Origin of the sequence: Streptomyces sp. NBC_01454 (assembly GCF_036227565.1) — a bacterium.
Taxonomy (GTDB): Bacteria; Actinomycetota; Actinomycetes; order Streptomycetales; family Streptomycetaceae; genus Streptomyces.
In genome coordinates, this window is the sequence record NZ_CP109460.1 from 3,376,784 (window position 1) to 3,394,168 (window position 17,385).

At 72.1% G+C, this 17,385-nt stretch carries 15 protein-coding genes; 3 read left to right on the forward strand and 12 right to left on the reverse strand.

Features of this window, described 5'->3' with window-relative positions; translation table 11 throughout:
- Positions 1–422: 422 nt before the first annotated feature.
- A complete protein-coding gene (gene phoU / locus OIU81_RS14700) occupies positions 423–1,103 on the forward strand; it encodes a phosphate signaling complex protein PhoU (protein WP_329147836.1) in 681 nt (226 codons plus the stop codon).
- A 447-nt stretch (positions 1,104–1,550) separates the two neighbouring features.
- Here phoU and OIU81_RS14705 read toward each other — a convergent pair whose 3' ends face one another.
- The 6 genes from OIU81_RS14705 to mshA form a co-directional block, all read right to left on the reverse strand.
- Positions 1,551–1,799, reverse strand: coding sequence for an SCO4226 family nickel-binding protein (locus OIU81_RS14705; protein ID WP_329147838.1), 249 nt, complete (start codon positions 1,797–1,799; stop codon positions 1,551–1,553).
- Between the two features lie 524 nt (positions 1,800–2,323).
- Positions 2,324–2,545, reverse strand: coding sequence for a hypothetical protein (locus OIU81_RS14710; RefSeq protein ID WP_329147839.1), 222 nt, complete (start codon positions 2,543–2,545; stop codon positions 2,324–2,326).
- A gap of 349 nt (positions 2,546–2,894) precedes the next feature.
- The gene (locus OIU81_RS14715; RefSeq protein WP_329147842.1) at positions 2,895–3,656 is read right to left on the reverse strand and encodes a phosphoglyceromutase; all 762 of its coding nucleotides are present in this window, start codon (positions 3,654–3,656) and stop codon (positions 2,895–2,897) included.
- Between the two features lie 284 nt (positions 3,657–3,940).
- Entirely contained in the window at positions 3,941–4,228 is a 288-nt protein-coding gene (locus OIU81_RS14720; protein WP_329147843.1) for a hypothetical protein, read from the reverse strand.
- Positions 4,229–5,126: 898 nt separating this feature from the next.
- Positions 5,127–5,630: a YbjN domain-containing protein gene (locus OIU81_RS14725; RefSeq protein ID WP_329147845.1), complete on the reverse strand. Its 504-nt coding sequence runs from the start codon at positions 5,628–5,630 to the stop codon at positions 5,127–5,129.
- Positions 5,623–6,993: a D-inositol-3-phosphate glycosyltransferase gene (gene mshA, locus OIU81_RS14730; protein WP_329147847.1), complete on the reverse strand. Its 1,371-nt coding sequence runs from the start codon at positions 6,991–6,993 to the stop codon at positions 5,623–5,625. The genes OIU81_RS14725 and mshA overlap by 8 nt, the downstream gene beginning before the upstream one ends.
- A gap of 211 nt (positions 6,994–7,204) precedes the next feature.
- On the opposite strand from mshA, the gene OIU81_RS14735 reads away from it, so the two are divergent.
- A complete protein-coding gene (locus tag OIU81_RS14735) occupies positions 7,205–8,038 on the forward strand; it encodes a class I SAM-dependent methyltransferase (RefSeq protein ID WP_329147849.1) in 834 nt (277 codons plus the stop codon).
- 24 nt (positions 8,039–8,062) lie between these two features.
- Here OIU81_RS14735 and OIU81_RS14740 read toward each other — a convergent pair whose 3' ends face one another.
- Complete coding sequence (locus OIU81_RS14740) at positions 8,063–8,959, reverse strand: helix-turn-helix domain-containing protein (RefSeq protein ID WP_329147851.1); 897 nt, start codon at positions 8,957–8,959, stop codon at positions 8,063–8,065.
- A gap of 207 nt (positions 8,960–9,166) precedes the next feature.
- Between OIU81_RS14740 and OIU81_RS14745 the strand changes: the two genes are divergently transcribed.
- Positions 9,167–10,174 (forward strand): aldo/keto reductase, encoded by a 1,008-nt coding sequence (locus tag OIU81_RS14745; RefSeq protein ID WP_329147853.1) that lies wholly within the window; start codon positions 9,167–9,169, stop codon positions 10,172–10,174.
- 300 nt (positions 10,175–10,474) lie between these two features.
- Here the strand turns inward: OIU81_RS14745 and OIU81_RS14750 are convergent, their stop codons facing one another.
- The 5 genes from OIU81_RS14750 to OIU81_RS14770 form a co-directional block, all read right to left on the reverse strand.
- Positions 10,475–10,801, reverse strand: coding sequence for a histone-like nucleoid-structuring protein Lsr2 (locus tag OIU81_RS14750; protein ID WP_329147855.1), 327 nt, complete (start codon positions 10,799–10,801; stop codon positions 10,475–10,477).
- Positions 10,802–10,949: 148 nt separating this feature from the next.
- Positions 10,950–11,369: an NUDIX hydrolase gene (locus tag OIU81_RS14755; protein WP_329147857.1), complete on the reverse strand. Its 420-nt coding sequence runs from the start codon at positions 11,367–11,369 to the stop codon at positions 10,950–10,952.
- Between the two features lie 55 nt (positions 11,370–11,424).
- The gene (locus OIU81_RS14760) at positions 11,425–12,744 is read right to left on the reverse strand and encodes a CHAD domain-containing protein (RefSeq protein WP_329147858.1); all 1,320 of its coding nucleotides are present in this window, start codon (positions 12,742–12,744) and stop codon (positions 11,425–11,427) included.
- Positions 12,707–14,989: an RNA degradosome polyphosphate kinase gene (locus tag OIU81_RS14765; RefSeq protein WP_329147860.1), complete on the reverse strand. Its 2,283-nt coding sequence runs from the start codon at positions 14,987–14,989 to the stop codon at positions 12,707–12,709. The genes OIU81_RS14760 and OIU81_RS14765 overlap by 38 nt, the downstream gene beginning before the upstream one ends.
- Before the next feature lie 920 nt (positions 14,990–15,909).
- Positions 15,910–16,956: an ABC transporter permease gene (locus OIU81_RS14770; RefSeq protein WP_329147862.1), complete on the reverse strand. Its 1,047-nt coding sequence runs from the start codon at positions 16,954–16,956 to the stop codon at positions 15,910–15,912.
- Positions 16,957–17,385 lie beyond the last annotated feature (429 nt).

A 17,385-nucleotide genomic window follows, 5' to 3' on the forward strand; every position in this document is an offset into this window, starting at 1 on the left:
GGGCCGGTTGCGGGCGGGCGGCTGCCGGCCGGGTGTCCCTTGGGGATACGGCACGCGAGCCCCACCCCGCCGGAGTGTGGCCAGGTGAACCGCGCGGCCGGCCCCCCGGCAGTGGATGCGTCGCCCAGAATTCACCTTCACGTCGGTGCCGGTTCACTCCCGGTGGCACCGCAGGTCGCGCGGTGCCCGCAGGGTGAGGGTGCGGGGGCCGGATCCCTTCCGCACCGCCGCGCGCCCGGACACCCGGAGTGACCGCGGGGCGACGGCCCGCCGGCACACCGGTGCCGCGGAGTGGTTGCTCCGCGGACCATCGCCCTTTCGGGGATGCGGCTCGTGCGGGCACCGACCGTGAGAGCGTGGGCAGAGGTCACCTGTACCCGTCCACCTCCCACACCACCACTCGATGCGAGAGAAGGTCACAGATGCGGGACGCGTACCACGAGGAGCTTGATTCGATCGGCGAGGGCCTGGTCGAGATGGCCCGGCTCGTCGGCTCCGCGATCGGGCGCGCCACCACGGCGATTCTCGACGCGGACCTCAAGCTGGCCGAGAACGTCATCGCCGCCGACGAGAAGGTCGACGGCCTCCAGCGCGATCTGGAGGCCCGGGCGATCGCCCTGCTGGCGCGGCAGCAGCCGGTCGCCACCGACCTGCGGATCGTCGTCACCTCACTGCGGATGAGCGCCGACCTGGAGCGCTCGGGCGACCTGGCCCAGCACGTGGCCAAGCTGGCCCGGCTGCGCTTCCCGGAGACGGCCGTACCGCAAGATCTGCACGCCACCATCCTGGAGATGGGGCAGCTGGCGCAGCGCCTGATGGCCAAGGCCGCCGAGGTCATCATCACCAAGGACGTCGACCTCGCGCTGCAGCTGGAGCAGGACGACGACGCGATGGACATGCTGCACCGCACCCTCTTCCAGCACCTGATGGACGACCGCTGGAAGCACGGCATCGAGACGGCCGTGGACGTGACCCTGCTGGGCCGCTACTACGAGCGCTTCGCGGACCATGCGGTCTCGGTCGCCAAGCGGGTCGTCTACCTCGTGACGGGTGAGCACGCCGACGAGATCGCCTCGTCGGCGGCGGCGGTGGAGGGCGCCTGACCGGAGGGGAGCGAAGGGAACGAGTCCGCTTCCCGCACCGGCGTGCGCGGTGGACGTGTGCCTCCACGCGCCGTTGACGCGCCTGGTCACCCGGGCATGCAATGGGCACCAGGTGACCCCTAGGAGGCAATGCATGGCACCCATGGCGGACTCCCCCACCCCCGTACCCCACGGCGCCCCGACGGCCGTCGAGCGCCCGCGGCTCCCGCTGCTCGGCGCCTGCGGCTGCGGCCCCGGCTGCAGCTGCGGCTGCCAATCGGGCGGGCCGTGCCAGTGCGGCGGCAGCTGCTAGCGACCCCGACGGCACAGCGCGACGGCGGCCCCGACCGGATGATCCTCCGGTCGGGGCCGTCGCTGTTGCCGCCGCGTTGCCGTCGCTGTTGCCGTCGCCGTGCTTCCGTCGCCCCGGGATGGCCGGGGCGCACCGGTCGCAGCGGTACGTCCGCGTCACAGGCTGAGCGGCACCGGGTGGATCTCGTCGGCCTTGTGGCCGGCGCGCTCGTGGATGCGCTGGACGGCGTCCGCCGAGGGGCCGTCCGACAGACAGAAGACGTCGCCGGAGTCGGGGTCGGCCCAGGTGTGCTCGAAGTGCACACCTTCCTGGGACTCGATGGCGAGGTCGGCCTGGTGCGCCGCCTTCAGCTGGTCGGCCGTGAGGCCCTCCATACCGCGGTGGATGTCCATGAACTTGGGCATCTGTCTCATCCTCCAGATTGCGGACATGTGCCCCTCTTCCATGCTGCCCCCGCACGCCGCGGCACGCCGGGCCGCAGGGGCGGACCATGCCCGGCAGTCACCGGCCCCGCACCGCACAAAGCCCCCCACCGGCGGGAAATCCGCAGGCAGGGGGCTTTGTCGAGCGGCCTTCGACGGCGCAGGGACGGCCCGGAAGGCGAGCCGATCCGGTCTGCGGCCCGATGCTGAAGTGAAACGGTCCGTGGCCGGCTGTCGAGGCCGCGGTCACTTTTCGGAGCTAGCTCGCCCTGCGCTGAGCTGCTTCGACGCGTGAGAGGGAGGCCGGTGTTTCGTCGAGCGGAGAGGTCTCGTTCTCCCCGAGGTCCGGGGCCTGGAAGGGATTCGTCGCCGGAGGTGGCGATGCCGCACCGGCATGGCGGGGCGCCCGTTCCGGAGCGGAGAACAGCGAGGTCAGGTCGATGAGGGGTCTCCCATTGGTTACAGGGCCACGAAGGTGTCCGGCATGCCGTGACGGGCAAGTGCTGCTACAGCTTGCTCATCTTGGCGTACGGGCTCAAGATCCGCTCTTGAGCCGAACCGAAATCCACGAGTGCCGCGATTCCGTCCTCGATACCGATCACACGGCCGAGGCCGTACATGTCGTGTGTGACCTGATCGCCCACGGCGAACCGCTTGGGGGACGGTGCGACAGGGGCCTTGAAGGGGCTGGTCGACAGATAGCGCTTCGGTGCAGCTGACTTTGTCATTGGCACCAGTATGGGCCTGCGGGTGCCCCTCGGTGCAGCTGTCCGCGTCCAATTGTTCGTCACATGGGCCGGGCGGCGAGGAGTGCCTGGCCCGGAAGGGCTGCGGAATCCGGCCGCTGGCCTGGGACTTCGACGCGCTGTGCCCCACCGGATACTGCCCCGAGTTTCCCGCTGATTCCCGTCCGATCGAGCACCGAGGGCACCGCCTCCACCGGTACGGCCGGTACGGCGGCCCGGCCCGGCGCTCCGGCCGCAAGAGCCGAGGCGCTGCGGGCCCAGCGTGGGTCCGGGCCGCGAAAACGCCCCCGATCTGCACCATAAGCGCAGGTCGAGGGCGTGATCACCACTCCTACTTCTTCTTCCCCTGGTTCTTCACTGCCTCGATGGCTGCCTTGGCGGCCTCCGGGTCGAGGTAGGTGCCGCCGGGCTTGACCGGGCGGAAGTCGGCGTCGAGCTCGTAGGCGAGCGGGATGCCGGTGGGGATGTTCAGGCCGGCGATGTCCTCGTCGGAGACGCCGTCGAGGTGCTTGACCAGGGCGCGCAGGCTGTTGCCGTGGGCGGCGACCAGGACCGTGCGGCCGGTGAGGAGGTCCGGGACGATGCCGTCGTACCAGTACGGCAGCATGCGCGTGACGACGTCCTTGAGGCACTCCGTGCGCGGGCGCAGCTCGCCGGGGATGTCGGCGTAGCGCGGGTCAGCGCTCTGGGAGAACTCGGCGCCGTCCTCCAGCGGGGGCGGCGGGGTGTCGTACGAGCGGCGCCAGAGCATGAACTGCTCCTCGCCGAACTCGGCCAGTGTCTGCGCCTTGTCCTTGCCCTGGAGCGCACCGTAGTGGCGCTCGTTCAGCCGCCAGCTGCGGCGGACCGGGATCCAGTGGCGGTCGGCGGACTCCAGGGCCAGCTGCGCGGTGCGGATGGCGCGCTTCTGGAGCGAGGTGTGCACCACGTCGGGGAGCAGGCCGGCGTCCTTGAGCAGCTCTCCGCCGCGGACTGCCTCCTTCTCGCCCTTCTCGTTGAGATTGACGTCCACCCAGCCGGTGAACAGGTTCTTCGCATTCCACTCGCTCTCGCCGTGGCGGAGGAGGATCAGCTTGTACGGTGCGTCGGCCATGGCGTCGAGCGTAATCGAATCCCGGTCGGAGCCCTGTGGGGGTCCAGGACCTGGGCTTTGTGGCCGGGTATGACGCTTCCGGGCGGTGGGACGGCGGGGGTGACCTTGGCCGAATACGGGTTCCGCTCCGCCCCTGCGCCCCGGTGGCCGCGGGCCGGCACCCCGATCGACCGGCTCGGCGCCTTCGCCGCCCATGAGGACGCCGCCGGGGCCCTTTTCACGGGCCCCGGCGGCGTACCGCACGGCTTACCGCCTCAGTCGGTCACGAGGCGGAGGGAGTCGGCTCAGCGGAAGGAGTGCGCCATCGCTCCGCCGCCGGTGTGGATGCCACCGATCGGCCGGTAGTGACGGTGGTGGTGACGACGGTGGTGGTGCCTGCACTTGTGGTGGTGGCGACCCCAGCGGTGGTCGTCATCGCCTCTCCGGTGCTCGTCGTGGCGGTAGCTCGACGCCGAGTATCCACTGTCCGTGTCACGGCCCTCGTCCGCGGACGAGGCAAGCGCGGTGGGAGCGGTGACCGCGAACACCGCGGTGATCACGGCTGAGGCGAACAACGTACGGGCAGTGCGCATAGGAGATGTTCCTTTCTGCCTACTGCGAAGGGAGACACATCGTCGGCCATCTGCATCACAGTAGTGATATGACCCACAGTCAGCCTTTATGCCACGTTTCCTCCCGTGAACACGGCCCCCACGAGCGGAGAGTTGAGCTTTCCGGGTGGACTGCGCGCGTTTTTGACCCATCAGGCCGAACGGCGCGCCGGGGTGGGGTTTGGGCCGGGTGATGTCCGCCCAGGGCGGCCGGTGCCTGACGTGTCCGCCGCCGGCTGTGCGCAGCTGACGGCTCCTCACGTGCGCCCGTCACGCTGAGGGGCACGGACAATCAGCTGCCGTTCCCGAGCGGCCCTTGTGCGCGAATTCCCCTGCCGATCCCGCTTCAGGCCCTTCCTCGCCGTCGCGCCTGCTTCAGAATTCCTTCAGGAATTCAGGACCTCTTCAGGAATTCAGGAATCCTTCAGATAGGTGGGCTTTGAGGGTCTGGATTCACCGGGAAGGGGGCGGGAAAATGACGCGCCGCATTCAGGGTGTTACCGAAAGAAACACTTGGAGATAATCGGCGGATCTTGCTTCAAACGGGAGACATTCGGGTGTTACGGTTCTGGCAACTCCTGGCCGAGGTGCACATCGGCCGTTCAGGTATTGCGTACCCCGGAGGCGCCCTGGCGTGTATTGCGGTGCCTGAATGGAGAACAGGGGTTTTCCGGGGATTGAGCACACGGCTCGTTCCCTGCACGGAACGGAAAGGACACAGACATGGACTGGGTTAGCTCCCTCATCTCCGCCATCGGCCCGATCATTTCCAACCTGGTGACGCACTTCCTGGGCTAGGACCTTTAGACCGGGAGCCGTGAAGGTTTCTCGGTAGCGGGAGTATGGGGCGTGGAATATCCCGCCCCATACTTCTCGTTTTTCAGCCCTCCGGCTGCGTGCGTCCCCGGGTCAGATGCGTGAAGGCGTCCAGATTGCGGGTGGATTCGCCGCGGGAGACGCGCCAGTCGTATTCCTTGCGGATGGCGGTGGCGAAGCCCATTTCGAGCAGGGTGTTGAAGCTGCCGTCGGCGTTTTCCAGGACGGTGCCGAGGAGGCGGTCGAGTTCGTCGGGGGTGACCGAGGCGAGCGGGAGTTTGCCGACGAGATAGATGTCGCCGAGCTTGTCGATGGCGTAACTGACGCCGTACAGGCGGGTGTTGCGCTCCAGCAGCCAGCGGTGCACGGCCGCGTGGTTCTCGTCGGGGTGGCGGACGACGAAGGCGTTGAGGGAGAGGGAGTGCTTGCCGACGATGAGCGAGCAGGTCGTGGACAGCTTGCGGGTGCCGGGGAGTTTGACGACATAGGTCCCGTCGGTGGGGCTCTCCCATTCCAGGCCGGCGCCGTCCAGAGCCGCCTCGATCACCACGCGCGCGTCGTCACCCATGGGGTGATCGTAGGTGACGGCGCCGCTCCTGCATCGCGGCGGTGTACACCTCTGCGGTCGCCGCGGCGGCCGTGTCCCAGCCGAAGGACTGGGCGTGGCGGGCGGCGTCGGTGCCCATGCGGGCGGGCAGTGCCGGGTCCGCGAGGAAACGGCTCAGGGTGCGGGCGTAGTCGGCGGGGTCGTGACCGGCGACGAGGAAGCCGCTGACGCCGTCGCGCACGGCCACCGGCAGGCCGCCGACCGCGGCCGCGACCACCGGGGTGCCACACGCCTGGGCCTCGATGGCCACCAGCCCGAAGGACTCGCTGTACGAGGGCATGACCAGCACGGACGCGGCGCGGTACCAGTCGGCGAGCTGCTCCTGGCCGACCGGCGGGCGGAACTGCACCAGATCGGCGACACCGAGCCGGGCGGCCAGCTTCTGCAGGCCCTCGGGCTTGGCCAGCCCGCTGCCGCTGGGGCCGCCGACGACGGGCACCACCAGGCGGGAGCGCAGCGAGGGATCCTCGTCGACCAGGGCGGCGACCGCCCGCAACAGGATGTCGGGGGCCTTCAGCGGCTGTATGCGGCCGGCGAAGAGCGGGATGACCGCGTCCTGTGGCAGGCCGAGGCGGGCGCGGGCCGCGGCCCGGCTCTCGGCGACCTCGCCGCCGGTGGGCCGGAAGCGGTCGAGATTGACGCCGGGGTGCACCACCGCGACCTTGCCGGGCTCGGCCTCGTAATGCCGCACCAGCTCGTCGGACTCCTCGGCGGTGTTGGCTATCAGCCGGTCCGCGGCGCGCACGATCTGCGTTTCGCCGATGACCCGGGCGGCCGGCTCGGGGGTGTCACCGGCGGCGAGTGCGGCGTTCTTGACCTTGGCCATGGTGTGCATGGCGTGCACCAGCGGGGCGCCCCAGCGCTCCGCGGCCAGCCAGCCGACATGGCCGGACAGCCAGTAGTGGGAGTGGACCAGGTCGTAATGGCCGGGGCGGTGGCCGGCCCAGGCCTGCATCACGCCATGGGTGAAGGCACACAGCTGCGCGGGCAGCTCCTCCTTGGCCAGACCCTCGTAGGGACCCGCGTCGACATGCCGTACGAGGACGCCGGGGGCGAGTTCGACGGCGGGCGGGAGGGTGCCGGTGGTGGCGCGGGTGAAGATCTCCACCTCGATGTTGATCGAGGCGAGCTTCCTGGCCAGCTCGACGATGTAGACGTTCATGCCGCCGGCGTCGCCGGTCCCGGGCTGGTGCAGCGGGGAGGTGTGGACGCTGAGCATCGCCACCCGGCGCGGGCGGCGGGGGCTGCCCGGCAGGCGCAGCCGCGGCTGGCCCGCGAACTGGCCATGGGGACGGCCACGGAGCCGGGACACGTATGGGCTCACGTCGAGCTACCTCCTAGGCGGGGCGGGCGGCACGCCTCCGACCCCGTCCAACAACAGACCCCGGCCATCCATTTCCGTCCCGGGCGCTCCGCCCGCACTTTGCCAAAGCGTGACCAAGTGTGCAGCGGGAGTACGCCGGGGAGCCGCCCGCCGACGGGCCGAGGGGCCTCGGCGGAGGGCCCGCGCCCTGTCACCCCATACTCTCGACGGCATGGCCCGCCGCCCCTCCGTCTCCGCCGCCCCGGCTCTCGCACCGTCCCGACCGGTCGGAACCGCCACCCGCGGGACCACCAACCCCAACCGACTGCGCCGCATGGACCGCTGGATAGCGGCCGAACACGGTGCGGTGCTGCGCCGCGCCGCCGACCCCGTGGCGGTCGACCTGGGCTACGGCGCGGCGCCCTGGACCGCGGTCGAGCTGCTCGGCCGGCTGCGGACGGTCAGGCCGGACGCCCGGGTCGTCGGCATCGAGATCGACCCGGCGCGGGTCGAGGCCGCCCGGTCCTACGAGCGGCCCGGGCTGGACTTCGTCCACGGCGGCTTCGAGGTGCCGCTGCCCGGCCGGCGCGGCGGGGCACCGGTCCTCATCCGGGCGGCGAACGTGCTGCGGCAGTACGACGAGGACGAGGTGGCCGCCGTGTGGCAGCGGTTGTGCGCCCGGCTGGCGCCCGGCGGACTGCTGGTCGAGGGCACCTGTGACGAGATCGGACGGCGGCACGTATGGGTGGCGCTGGGACCCGAGGGACCGCGCACGGTCACCTTCGCCGCCCGGCTCGGCTCCCTGCGGGCGCCCTCCGACCTGGCCGAACGCCTGCCGAAGGCGCTGATCCACCGCAATGTCCCGGGCGAGGCGGTCCATGCCTTCCTCCGGGACTTCGACCGCGCCTGGGCCGCGGCGGCCCCGCTGGGCACGCTGGGCGCACGCCAGCGCTGGCGCGCCGCCGTCCAGGCCCTGGCCACGGACTGGCCGCTGGCCGGGGATCCCCGGCGCCGCCGCCAGGGGGAGGTCACGGTGCGGTGGGAGGCCCTGGCCCCCAGGGGCTGAGCCGGTCGTTCCCCTGGGACACGCCTAGGGTGTGTCCGCCCCCGCGGCGGCCACGGACCGCCGCTCCCCCGCCACCCGCGCCCCGAGCTCCCGCAGCCGGCGCTCCGTCTGCGACCCGCGTGGGGCCGTGTACGTCACCAGCGCCTGGTCGGGGTCGGTGCTCAGCCGGAAGCTCTCGAAGGTGATCAGGAGCTCGCCGACGTGCGGATGCAGGATGCGCTTGGTGCCGCGCAGGCACTCGTACACCGCCTGGGTCTCCCACAGCCGCCGGAAGTCCGCGCTGCGGTCGAGGAGTTCGTTGACCACGGCACAGATCCGCGGGTCGTCGGGGTGCCGGCCACTGTCGGCACGCAGATTGCCGACCACCTCCAGGGCCTTCGCCTCCCAGTCCGGGTGCAGGGCGCGCGCCACCGGGTCGAGGAAGACCAGCAGCGCGGTGTTCCGCCGGTCCGGGGCGAGCGCCTCCAGGTCGAAGGCGAAGCGGCCGCCGAGCGTGTTCCAGGCCAGGATGTCCAGGCCGCGGCCGACGACCATGGCCGGGACGGTGGTGTCCATCGCGTCCAGCAGCTGCTGGACCTCCGGGCGGACGCGCTGCCCGGCGCCGGCCCCGGCGAGGCCCGAGTCGTCGGCGCCCGGGCGCCGCGGCAGGGCGACATTGCGCAGATACGTCACCTCGCCGCCGGTCAGCCGCAGCGCCCGGGCGATCGCGTCCAGCACGGAGTCCGAGATGGCGTGCGCCCGGCCCTGCTCGATCCGGGTGTAGTAGTCGACGCTGATGCCGGCGACCTGCGCGACCTCCTCGCGCCGCAGCCCGCGCACCCGGCGCCGGTTCACCCCGCCGGGCAGGCCGAGCTCGGCCGGGTCGAGCGCCGCGCGGCGCGCCTTGAGGAACGAGCCGATCTCGATTTCCGCGTACAGCATCGGTCCAGTATGCGTCGCGCAGCCGGTCGGGTGGTTCCGCCGGACCCGGGCTGTGACGGGCCTGGTCCGCTCCGTGCACGCACCGCAAGGTGGTGCGAACACGCCTCAGGGGCGCCCCGGAGACGAACCGGTCCGCACTCGCCGCGGGACGGCCCGCCCGGCGCACGCCCCCGAGCGACCCCTCAGACCTGGCACAAGGAGCGGTTCATGCAGCGCAGGATCCTCGGCGGCACCGGCATCTCGGTCAGCGAGTACGCGCTCGGCGCGATGATGCTCGGCGCCTGGGGCAACACCGACCACGACGAGTGCGTACGGCTGGTGCACCGTGCGCTGGACGCCGGGATCAACTTCGTCGACACCGCGGACGTGTACGCCGCGGGCGAGTCCGAGGAGATCGTCGGCAAGGCGCTCCAGGGCCGCCGCGACGAGGTCGTCCTGGCCACCAAGTTCTTCCACCCGATGGGCCCGGACGCCCACCACGGCGGCAGCTCCCGGCGCTGGATCGTCCGCGCGGTGGAGGACAGCCTGCGCCGGCTGGGCACCGACCACCTCGACCTCTACCAGGTGCACCGGCCCGACCCGGCCACCGACATCGACGAGACCCTGTCCGCCCTCTCCGACCTCGTCCGGTCCGGCAAAGTGCGGGCGATCGGCACCTCGACGTTCCCCGCCGAGCAGCTCGTCGAGGCCCAGTGGACCGCCGAGCGCCGCGGCCACCAGCGCTTCCGCACCGAGCAGCCGCCGTACTCGATGCTGGCGCGCGGTGTGGAGAACGCGGTGCTGCCGACCGCGCAGCGCTATGGCATGGGCGTGCTGACCTGGGGTCCGCTCAGCGCCGGCTGGCTGTCCGGCCGGGAGCTGTCGGCCAGTTCACGGGCCGGGATGGAGACCCGGAAGTTCGACCTCTCGGTTCCGGAGAACGCCCGGAAGGCGGAGGCGGTGCGCGCGCTGTCGGCGGTCGCGGCCGAGGCGGGCCTGCCACTGCCGCACCTGGCGACCGCGTTCGTCCGCAGCCACCCCGCGGTGACGTCCGTGATCATCGGCCCGCGCACCCTCGACCAGCTCGACAGCATGCTGGAGGGCTCGGACGTCACCCTCGACGCGGACCTCCTCGACCGGATCGACGCCATCGTCCCGCCCGGCACCGACCTCAACCGGGCCGACAACTACTACACCCCGCCGGCCATCGAGGACGCGTCGCTGCGGAGGCGGTGAGGGGCCGGGCCCAGGGCGGGGCCCCTGCACCGGGAGCAGGCCACCGGATTTCCGGACCCTTCCCCGGAGAAAGATGGCTTCTCGATTGTCCCATTGAATTCCGCGGTCCTCGCGGAGCCGTGACCCGGCGATATGCCGCTCGAATACCGGCCGAATCCGGTGAACCCACGGACCGGCGCGCCCCGCCTTGGGGCGCCGCCGAACCACCCCCTTTTCCGGGAAGCGGCCGACTCCCTCATGCGGACGCCCGCCGAGGCCCCCGCCCACGGGGGTCCCCGGCAGCTTTTCCGGCTTTACCGGCTATTTCTTGGCCTTCCCGTAGGCCTCACGAAGGGAGGCGGGCACCCGGCCTCGCTCGCTGACCTCGTACCCCTTCGACTTCGCCCATGCCCTGATGGCGGCGGTGTCCTCGCCGCCCGTCGCCGGTTGCCGCGGCTTTCTGGACTTACGCGTCCGGCGGCCCACCCGCGTGAACGGCGCGACGGCCTCCAGCAGCTTGTCGTAGCTGTCCGGGCCCAGATCGATCTCGTAAGTGACGCCGTCAAGAGACAAGGTGTGAGTGGTGACCTCTGCGGTTTCTTCACCCGTGAGATCATCCGCGTAGATGGTGATTACTTTCTGTGCCATGACGCGATTTTACGTCCCCCCGGCGAAATCACCGCATCACGGATCCGGCAGGCCAGTTATGGATCCGTGCGGAGAATAGTACGGGCTCCGCGCATGAGCGTTTTCGGCGTCGCGCACATGGATGCCGCGCCCCGCCCATGCCCGGCTCTCACGCCAGATGCAGCGCCGCGAGCAAGGCGTCCACCAGGGGCCGGTCCCGCTCCTGCGTGAGGCGGCGGCGGGCGTCGGCCGGGGAGAGCCACACCAGGCGGTCGACCTCACTGTTCGGCGTGAAGGCGCCCGCGAGGGCCTCGGCCGCCCAGTAACGGACCTGCTTGGGGTGGCCGTTGGCCACATAGCAGGAGGTGGGCAGCGGCGCGCCGGGCCGGCAGTCCATGCCGGTCTCCTCCGCCACCTCGCGCACCGCCCCGGCCAGGGCGCTCTCGCCGCGCTTCAACTTGCCTTTGGGGTGCGACCAGTCGTCGTACTTGGGGCGGTGCACCAGCGCGATCTCCAGGCCGTCCTCGGAGGCGGCGCGGCGCCACAGCACACAGCCCGCCGCCCGTACCGGCCGCTGGATCACCGTCACGTCCTCATCCCCTGCTGCCCGGTCATGGCATCCCTCCGGTGTTGTGGGGCGTTCCTCAGCCGGTCCGCTCGGGCGTGCGCGGCAGCCATACCCGGCCGAAGGCGTAGCGGGCCGCCTCCACCTCGTGCCGCTGGTCGGCGTGGAGCACGCCGAGGGCGTAGGCGGTGGCCGGGGCGATGCGGGGGGTGCGGGCCGCGGCGGTGGCCGCGGCGGCCGCCTCCGCGGCGTCGCGGTGCCACTCCAGGGCCCGGCCCGCCTCCGCCAGTCGTTGCTCGGCGTACTCCGGAGCGATGACCTCCCGGGCGTAACGGCTCAGCCGCACCAGCATCCGTACCTGGTGCCAAGGCGCGTCCTGGCGCTGGTCGGCAGCGAGCGCGGCGGCGTTGTACGGGTAGCCGGCGCGGGACAGCGGCAGCGTGGCCACCGCCTCCACCAGCCGCCGGTACGCCTGGTCGGCGAGCGGCGGCAGCGCCTCGGCGGCGGGCAGTTCGGCGTTCTTGCCGGCCGGCGGGGCCTCGGAGGCGAGCACCGCCACGGAGTCGGCGACGGCGTGGAAGCGGGAGGAGCCCAGGGCCTGGAGTGCGGCGGAGTGGGCGCGGGTGCGGGCGAGGGTGAGCTGGCGGTCGAGCAGCGCCCCGGCCCGCGCGGCACCGGCCGCCAGGGCGCCGTCGGGGTCCGGCTCGGTGGCGGCGTCGGAGGCGGTGTCAGAGACGGCGGGCGGGGCGGCGGCCGCCGTGGCGGCGCGCCCCGGTGGCGTACGGTCCCGCCGGTTCCGCTGGTCGCGCTTCGCCTGGTCCCGGTCGTCGGGGCCGCCGCGGTCGGGCCGCTCCCCCCGGCCCGTGAGCCGTTGCAGGGCCGCCATCAGCCGGTCCCGGCGGGCCGCGCAGGCCTGTTCGCGGGCCAGGGTGCCGGACAGCCAGCCGAGTTCGGCGCGGAGCTGGTCGGCCCAGGCCTCCTCGGTCAGCGGCCGGTAGGTGTGCAGGGTGGCGCTGATCCGGCGGGCGGCGCGGCGCAGCTGCCGGGCCGCGTCGCCGGCGCCCTCCGCGTCCGCGCCGCTCTCGCGGTGCAGCCGCAGACTGCGCAGGAAGTCCGCGGCCTGCTGGTGCAGATAGCCGGCGAGGACCTCCTCGGCGGTGCGGGCGGTGAGGCCGGTGCCGGGGTCGGCGCCGGTGCCGTCGGCGTCCCCCGAGCCGTGGGTCATCAGCGGTCCGGGTGAGGTGCCGCGGGGGCTGCCGTCGTCCGCGCAGGGTGCGTCCACCACGGCGGAACGGGCTCCGGGCGCCCCGCCGGGCTCGTATCCGATGCCGATAAGACCCGCCGGCCCTCCGGTCTGCTGGTCATGTCGCTGGGCCACGCCGGCGCCTCCGGGCGTCAATGAGCATTTCCTGTATGTTGCGCAGCGGCGCGCCGTCCGCGTCGGCCGCGTGCCGGGTCCAGTCGCCGTCCGGGCCCAGGTGCCAGGAGGACGTGGCGTCCGATGTCCCGGTCTCCAGCAGCCGGTTGAGGGCGACGCGGTGGGCCGGGTCGGCGACCCGCACCAGTGCCTCGATCCGCCGGTCCAGATTCCGGTGCATCATGTCCGCGCTGCCGAGCCACACCTCGGGCTCGCCGCCGTTGCCGAAGGCGAAGACCCGGGAGTGTTCCAGGAAGCGGCCGAGGATGCTGCGGACACGGATGTTCTCGCTCAGACCGGGGACTCCGGGGCGCAGCGCGCAGATGCCGCGTACCAGGATGTCGACCGGCACGCCGGCCTGCGAGGCGCGGTAGAGCGCGTCGATGACGGCCTCGTCGACCATCGAGTTGACCTTGATGCGGACGTAGGCCGCCCGGCCCGCGCGCTGGTGGGCGATCTCCGTGGTGATGCGCTGTATCAGGCCGTCCCGCAGGGACTTGGGCGCGACCAGCAGGCGGCGGTAGGTCTCCCGCCGCGAGTAGCCGGAGAGCCGGTTGAACAGGTCCGAGAGGTCGGCGCCGACCTGCGGGTCGGCGGTCAGCAGCCCCAGGTCCTCGTAGAGCCGGGCCGTCTTGGGGTGGTAATTGCCGGTCCCCACATGGGAGTAGCGGCGCAGCATCTCGCCTTCCTGGCGGACGACCAGCGAGAGCTTGCAGTGCGTCTTGAGGCCGACCAGCCCGTAGACGACGTGACAGCCGGACTCCTCCAGCTTCCGGGCCCACTTGATGTTGGCCTGCTCGTCGAAGCGGGCCTTGATCTCGACCAGGACGAGGACCTGCTTGCCGGACTCCGCGGCGTCTATCAGGGCGTCGACGATCGGGGAGTCGCCGGAGGTGCGGTAGAGCGTCTGCTTGATCGCGAGGACGTCCGGGTCGGCGGCGGCCTGCTCCAGGAACGCCTGGACGGAGGTGGAGAAGGAGTCGTAGGGGTGGTGCAGGAGGACGTCGCGGGCGCGCAGGGCGGCGAAGATGTCCGGGGCGGAGGCGGACTCCACCTCGGCGAGGTCGCGGTGGGTGCCGGCCACGAATTTGGGGTACTTCAGCTCGGGCCGGTCCAGGGCCCCGATCCCGAAGAGGCCGGTGAGGTCCAGCGGGCCGGGCAGCGGGTAGACCTCGGCGTCGGAGATCTTCAGCTCCTGGACGAGCAGATCGAGCACGGCCGGGTCGATGGACTCCTCGACCTCCAGGCGCACCGGCGGGCCGAAGCGCCGCCGCATCAGCTCCTTCTCCAGGGCCTGGAGGAGGTTCTCCGCGTCGTCCTCCTCGACCTCCAGGTCTTCGTTGCGGGTGACCCGGAACATGTGGTGGGCGCGCACCTCCATCCCCGGGAACAGCTCCTCCAGGTGGGCGGCGATGACGTCCTCGATGGGGACGTAGCGCTGCGGGGAGGCCTCCAGGAAGCGGGAGAGCAGCGGCGGCACCTTGACCCGCGCGAAGTGGTCGTGGCCGCTGACCGGGTTGCGTACGACGACGGCCAGATTCAGCGAGAGGCCGGAGATGTACGGGAAGGGGTGCGCGGGGTCCACGGCCAGGGGCGTGAGCACCGGGAAGATCTGCTGGCGGAAGAGCGTGAACAGGCGGGCCTGCTCCTTCTCGGTCAGCTCGGGCCAGCGGATCAGATGGATGCCCTGGTCGGCCAGCTCGGGGGCGACGTCCTGCTGGAAACAGGCGGCGTGCCGGGCCATGAGCTCACGCGAGCGGGTCCAGATCAGATCCAGCACCTCACGGGGCTGGAGTCCGGAGGCGGAGCGGGTGGCGACGCCGGTGGCTATCCGTCGCTTGAGTCCGGCGACCCGGACCATGAAGAACTCGTCCAGGTTGCTGGCGAAAATCGCAAGGAAGTTCGCCCGTTCGAGGAGCGGGGTGGCCGGGTCCTCGGCCAGTTCCAGCACCCGCTCGTTGAAGGCCAGCCAGCTGCGCTCGCGGTCCAGGAACCGGTCACCGGGCAGTTCCTCGCCGTCCACGCCCACCACGCCGCTGTCCTCGTACGCATCGGGATCGGCGTCGAGGTCGGGTTCCAGCCCGGGCACCGTCCCCCGGACCGCCTGCGGGCGGTGCGCGGCGATGGAGCCCACGGACGGCTGGGCCGAGGGGGCCGCGGCCTTGGGGGGCTTCGGGGTCGACGTCTCGGGCTGGACCTGTGCCTGAGCGCTGGGCTGCTGGTTCATGTCCTTATTCTTCCGCGTACCCGGGGTTCCAGGCGCGTCAGGAAGAGGCGGCGGCGCGACATGGAGCCTGGGAGTCGGGACGTTCGGCACAGCGGGCTGCATTCAGCGATGCTCGCAAGCGACGTTGAATCGCCGGTAACGCGGATATGGCGGCCAGGCAAGCGGGGTGCTACTCCCCGGGGTATTCCGGGGGTGCCGGGCCCGGGCCGCCGGGGGTGTCCGGGCCCGTGTCCGGGTCCGCGGCCCGGCGCGTGACGCTGTGCGGGGACGTCCGGTCCGGTGCCGTCGGGCGGCGCGGGACGCCGGGGGCGGCGCCTCCCGGAGTCCGTTCCGGCGCCGGGCTCCGCGGTGCGGCGCGCCCCTGGTGCCTGCCCCGACGCGGCCGTAGTCACACGCCCGATTATAGACGGGAAATGCCCGGCCCTTTTGGATCACATTTGATCAAGCGGCAGGGTACGGAAAGGGGGCCGAAGGGGGCCGCCTGTTTCCGTTTCCCCGTTTATCAAGGATGCGACTTCCCACTTTGTTGGCCGCTCGTATGCGTTCGGGGCGGCGGGGAAGGCGTGGCGGGAGGCCGGAAGCCCGACCGGCCGGGCGGGGACTGCGCGCGATGCCTTGCGGGCGGGCGTGGTCGCCGGCCGCCCCGTCCGCCGCGGCGTACGGCGAACGGCGAACGGCGAACGGCGAACAGCGAACGGGGCCCGGCCTCAAGGCATTTGGTCACCGGAACGCTCCGCCACCCTCCCCCGGGAAGGAAATCCTCCCGGGGAAAGGAGAGACGGAGCGCAATGCACCGGAGAAGGAAATACGGGAGAGCGCGGAGGGGGTGGAGGGGGAGGAGGGGGTAATTCACCGAGCGGCCGCGGACCGGGAAAAGCCGGAAAGCGCCGTAAAAGGCCGGGGACCCCGCCCGCGCCCCCTCACCCGTGCCGGCGCCGCATCACCCGGAAGGCGAGCACGGTCAGTACCACCGCCGCCACCAGCACGATCCCGGCCTCGGTCCACGCCAGGGGCCAGTGGTGCGACACCGGGTGGTGGTCCATGTACTGGCCGGCCACGTGGTGCCGGCGCAGACAGCCGGTGAAGTCCTGGTCGGGGCGGCACGGCAGCTCGGGCAGCCGCTCGCCCGAGGTGGTGTAGTACCCCTGCCCCACCAGCCAGGAGCTGTCCGGCACCTGGGTGGGCTCATCGGTCCCGAACTTGGTCGTGGTGAGCGGCATCAGATAGGGCCTGAGCTGTATGAACGCCGCCTGCACCAGGACCGTGGCGGTCAGCGTGACACCCATCGCCACGACCGTGCGGCGCAGCAGCAGACCGGTCAGCGTGCCGATCGCCAGGCCCAGCAGGGAGTAGGCGACGGGCACCGGGCCGAGCGAGTTGAAGCCGAGGGTGGAATACCAGTACGCACCGGACACCTCGTCGCCGCCGACCTGCCAGAGCCAGGTGTAGGCCGCCGACAGCAGCGTGCCGACGGCGAGCACGACCGCGGCCGGCAGCGCCATCTTCGCCGTCAGCCAGCGCAGCGGACCGACCGACTGGGACAGCACAGGCTTGTGGGTGCCGGCCTCCAGCTCCCGGGCGATCAGCGGGGCGCCGAGGAACAGACCTACCAGCGCGGGCAGCAGCACCAGGCCCGCCTCGGCCAGTTTCAGCGACGAGCCGTAGGCGCCGCGGAAGGCGGTGACCGCGTCCTGGGTGCCCGAGCAGCGCGCGACGAGCGAGATCTGCGAACAGCCGGCGATGTGGTGCGCGTCGATGAACCCGGCCATCCGGCCGCGCAGCACCGCGCACCAGACCGCGCCGCCGACCGCCGCGGCGAGCAGCACGCCGAAGACCAGCCGGTGCTGGCGCCACACCAGCCAGACGAGGCCGCCCAGCGGTCCGCGGCCGCCCGTGGCGCGGGGGTGCTCCGGTGTGTCCGCGGTGCGCCCGTGCCCGCTCGCCCCGAGGTGTGCCGTGCTGGTCATGCCGCCGCTCCCTTGCCGCTGTGATGGTCGTGCCGTGTGCGTTCCGTGCTGCGCGGCGGGCTCTCCCGGCCACCCGGCAGCCCCGCCGGGCGGGGCGGTCCGTTGCGCGGCATGCCGGGGATGCCGGGCTTGTGGCCGGGCCGGCGGCGCGGCGGCGCGGAGACCGGCTCCGCGCTCGGCGCGATCAGCTCGGGTGCGCCGGGCGCGCGGAGATAGGCGAGCAGAAGTTCCTCCAGGGACGGTTCCGCGGTCTCCCAGGGCCCGGGGGCGACCCGCCCGTCCCGCCGTACGAGCGCGGTGAAGCCCGGCCCGGACAGCTGCGCCTCGACGACCGGGTGCGCGGCGACCTCCGGCGGCAGCCCCGGCCCCCGGCGCCGCCCCATCACCAGGGCGTGCGCCCCGATGACGTCATCGACCTCGCCCGCGAGC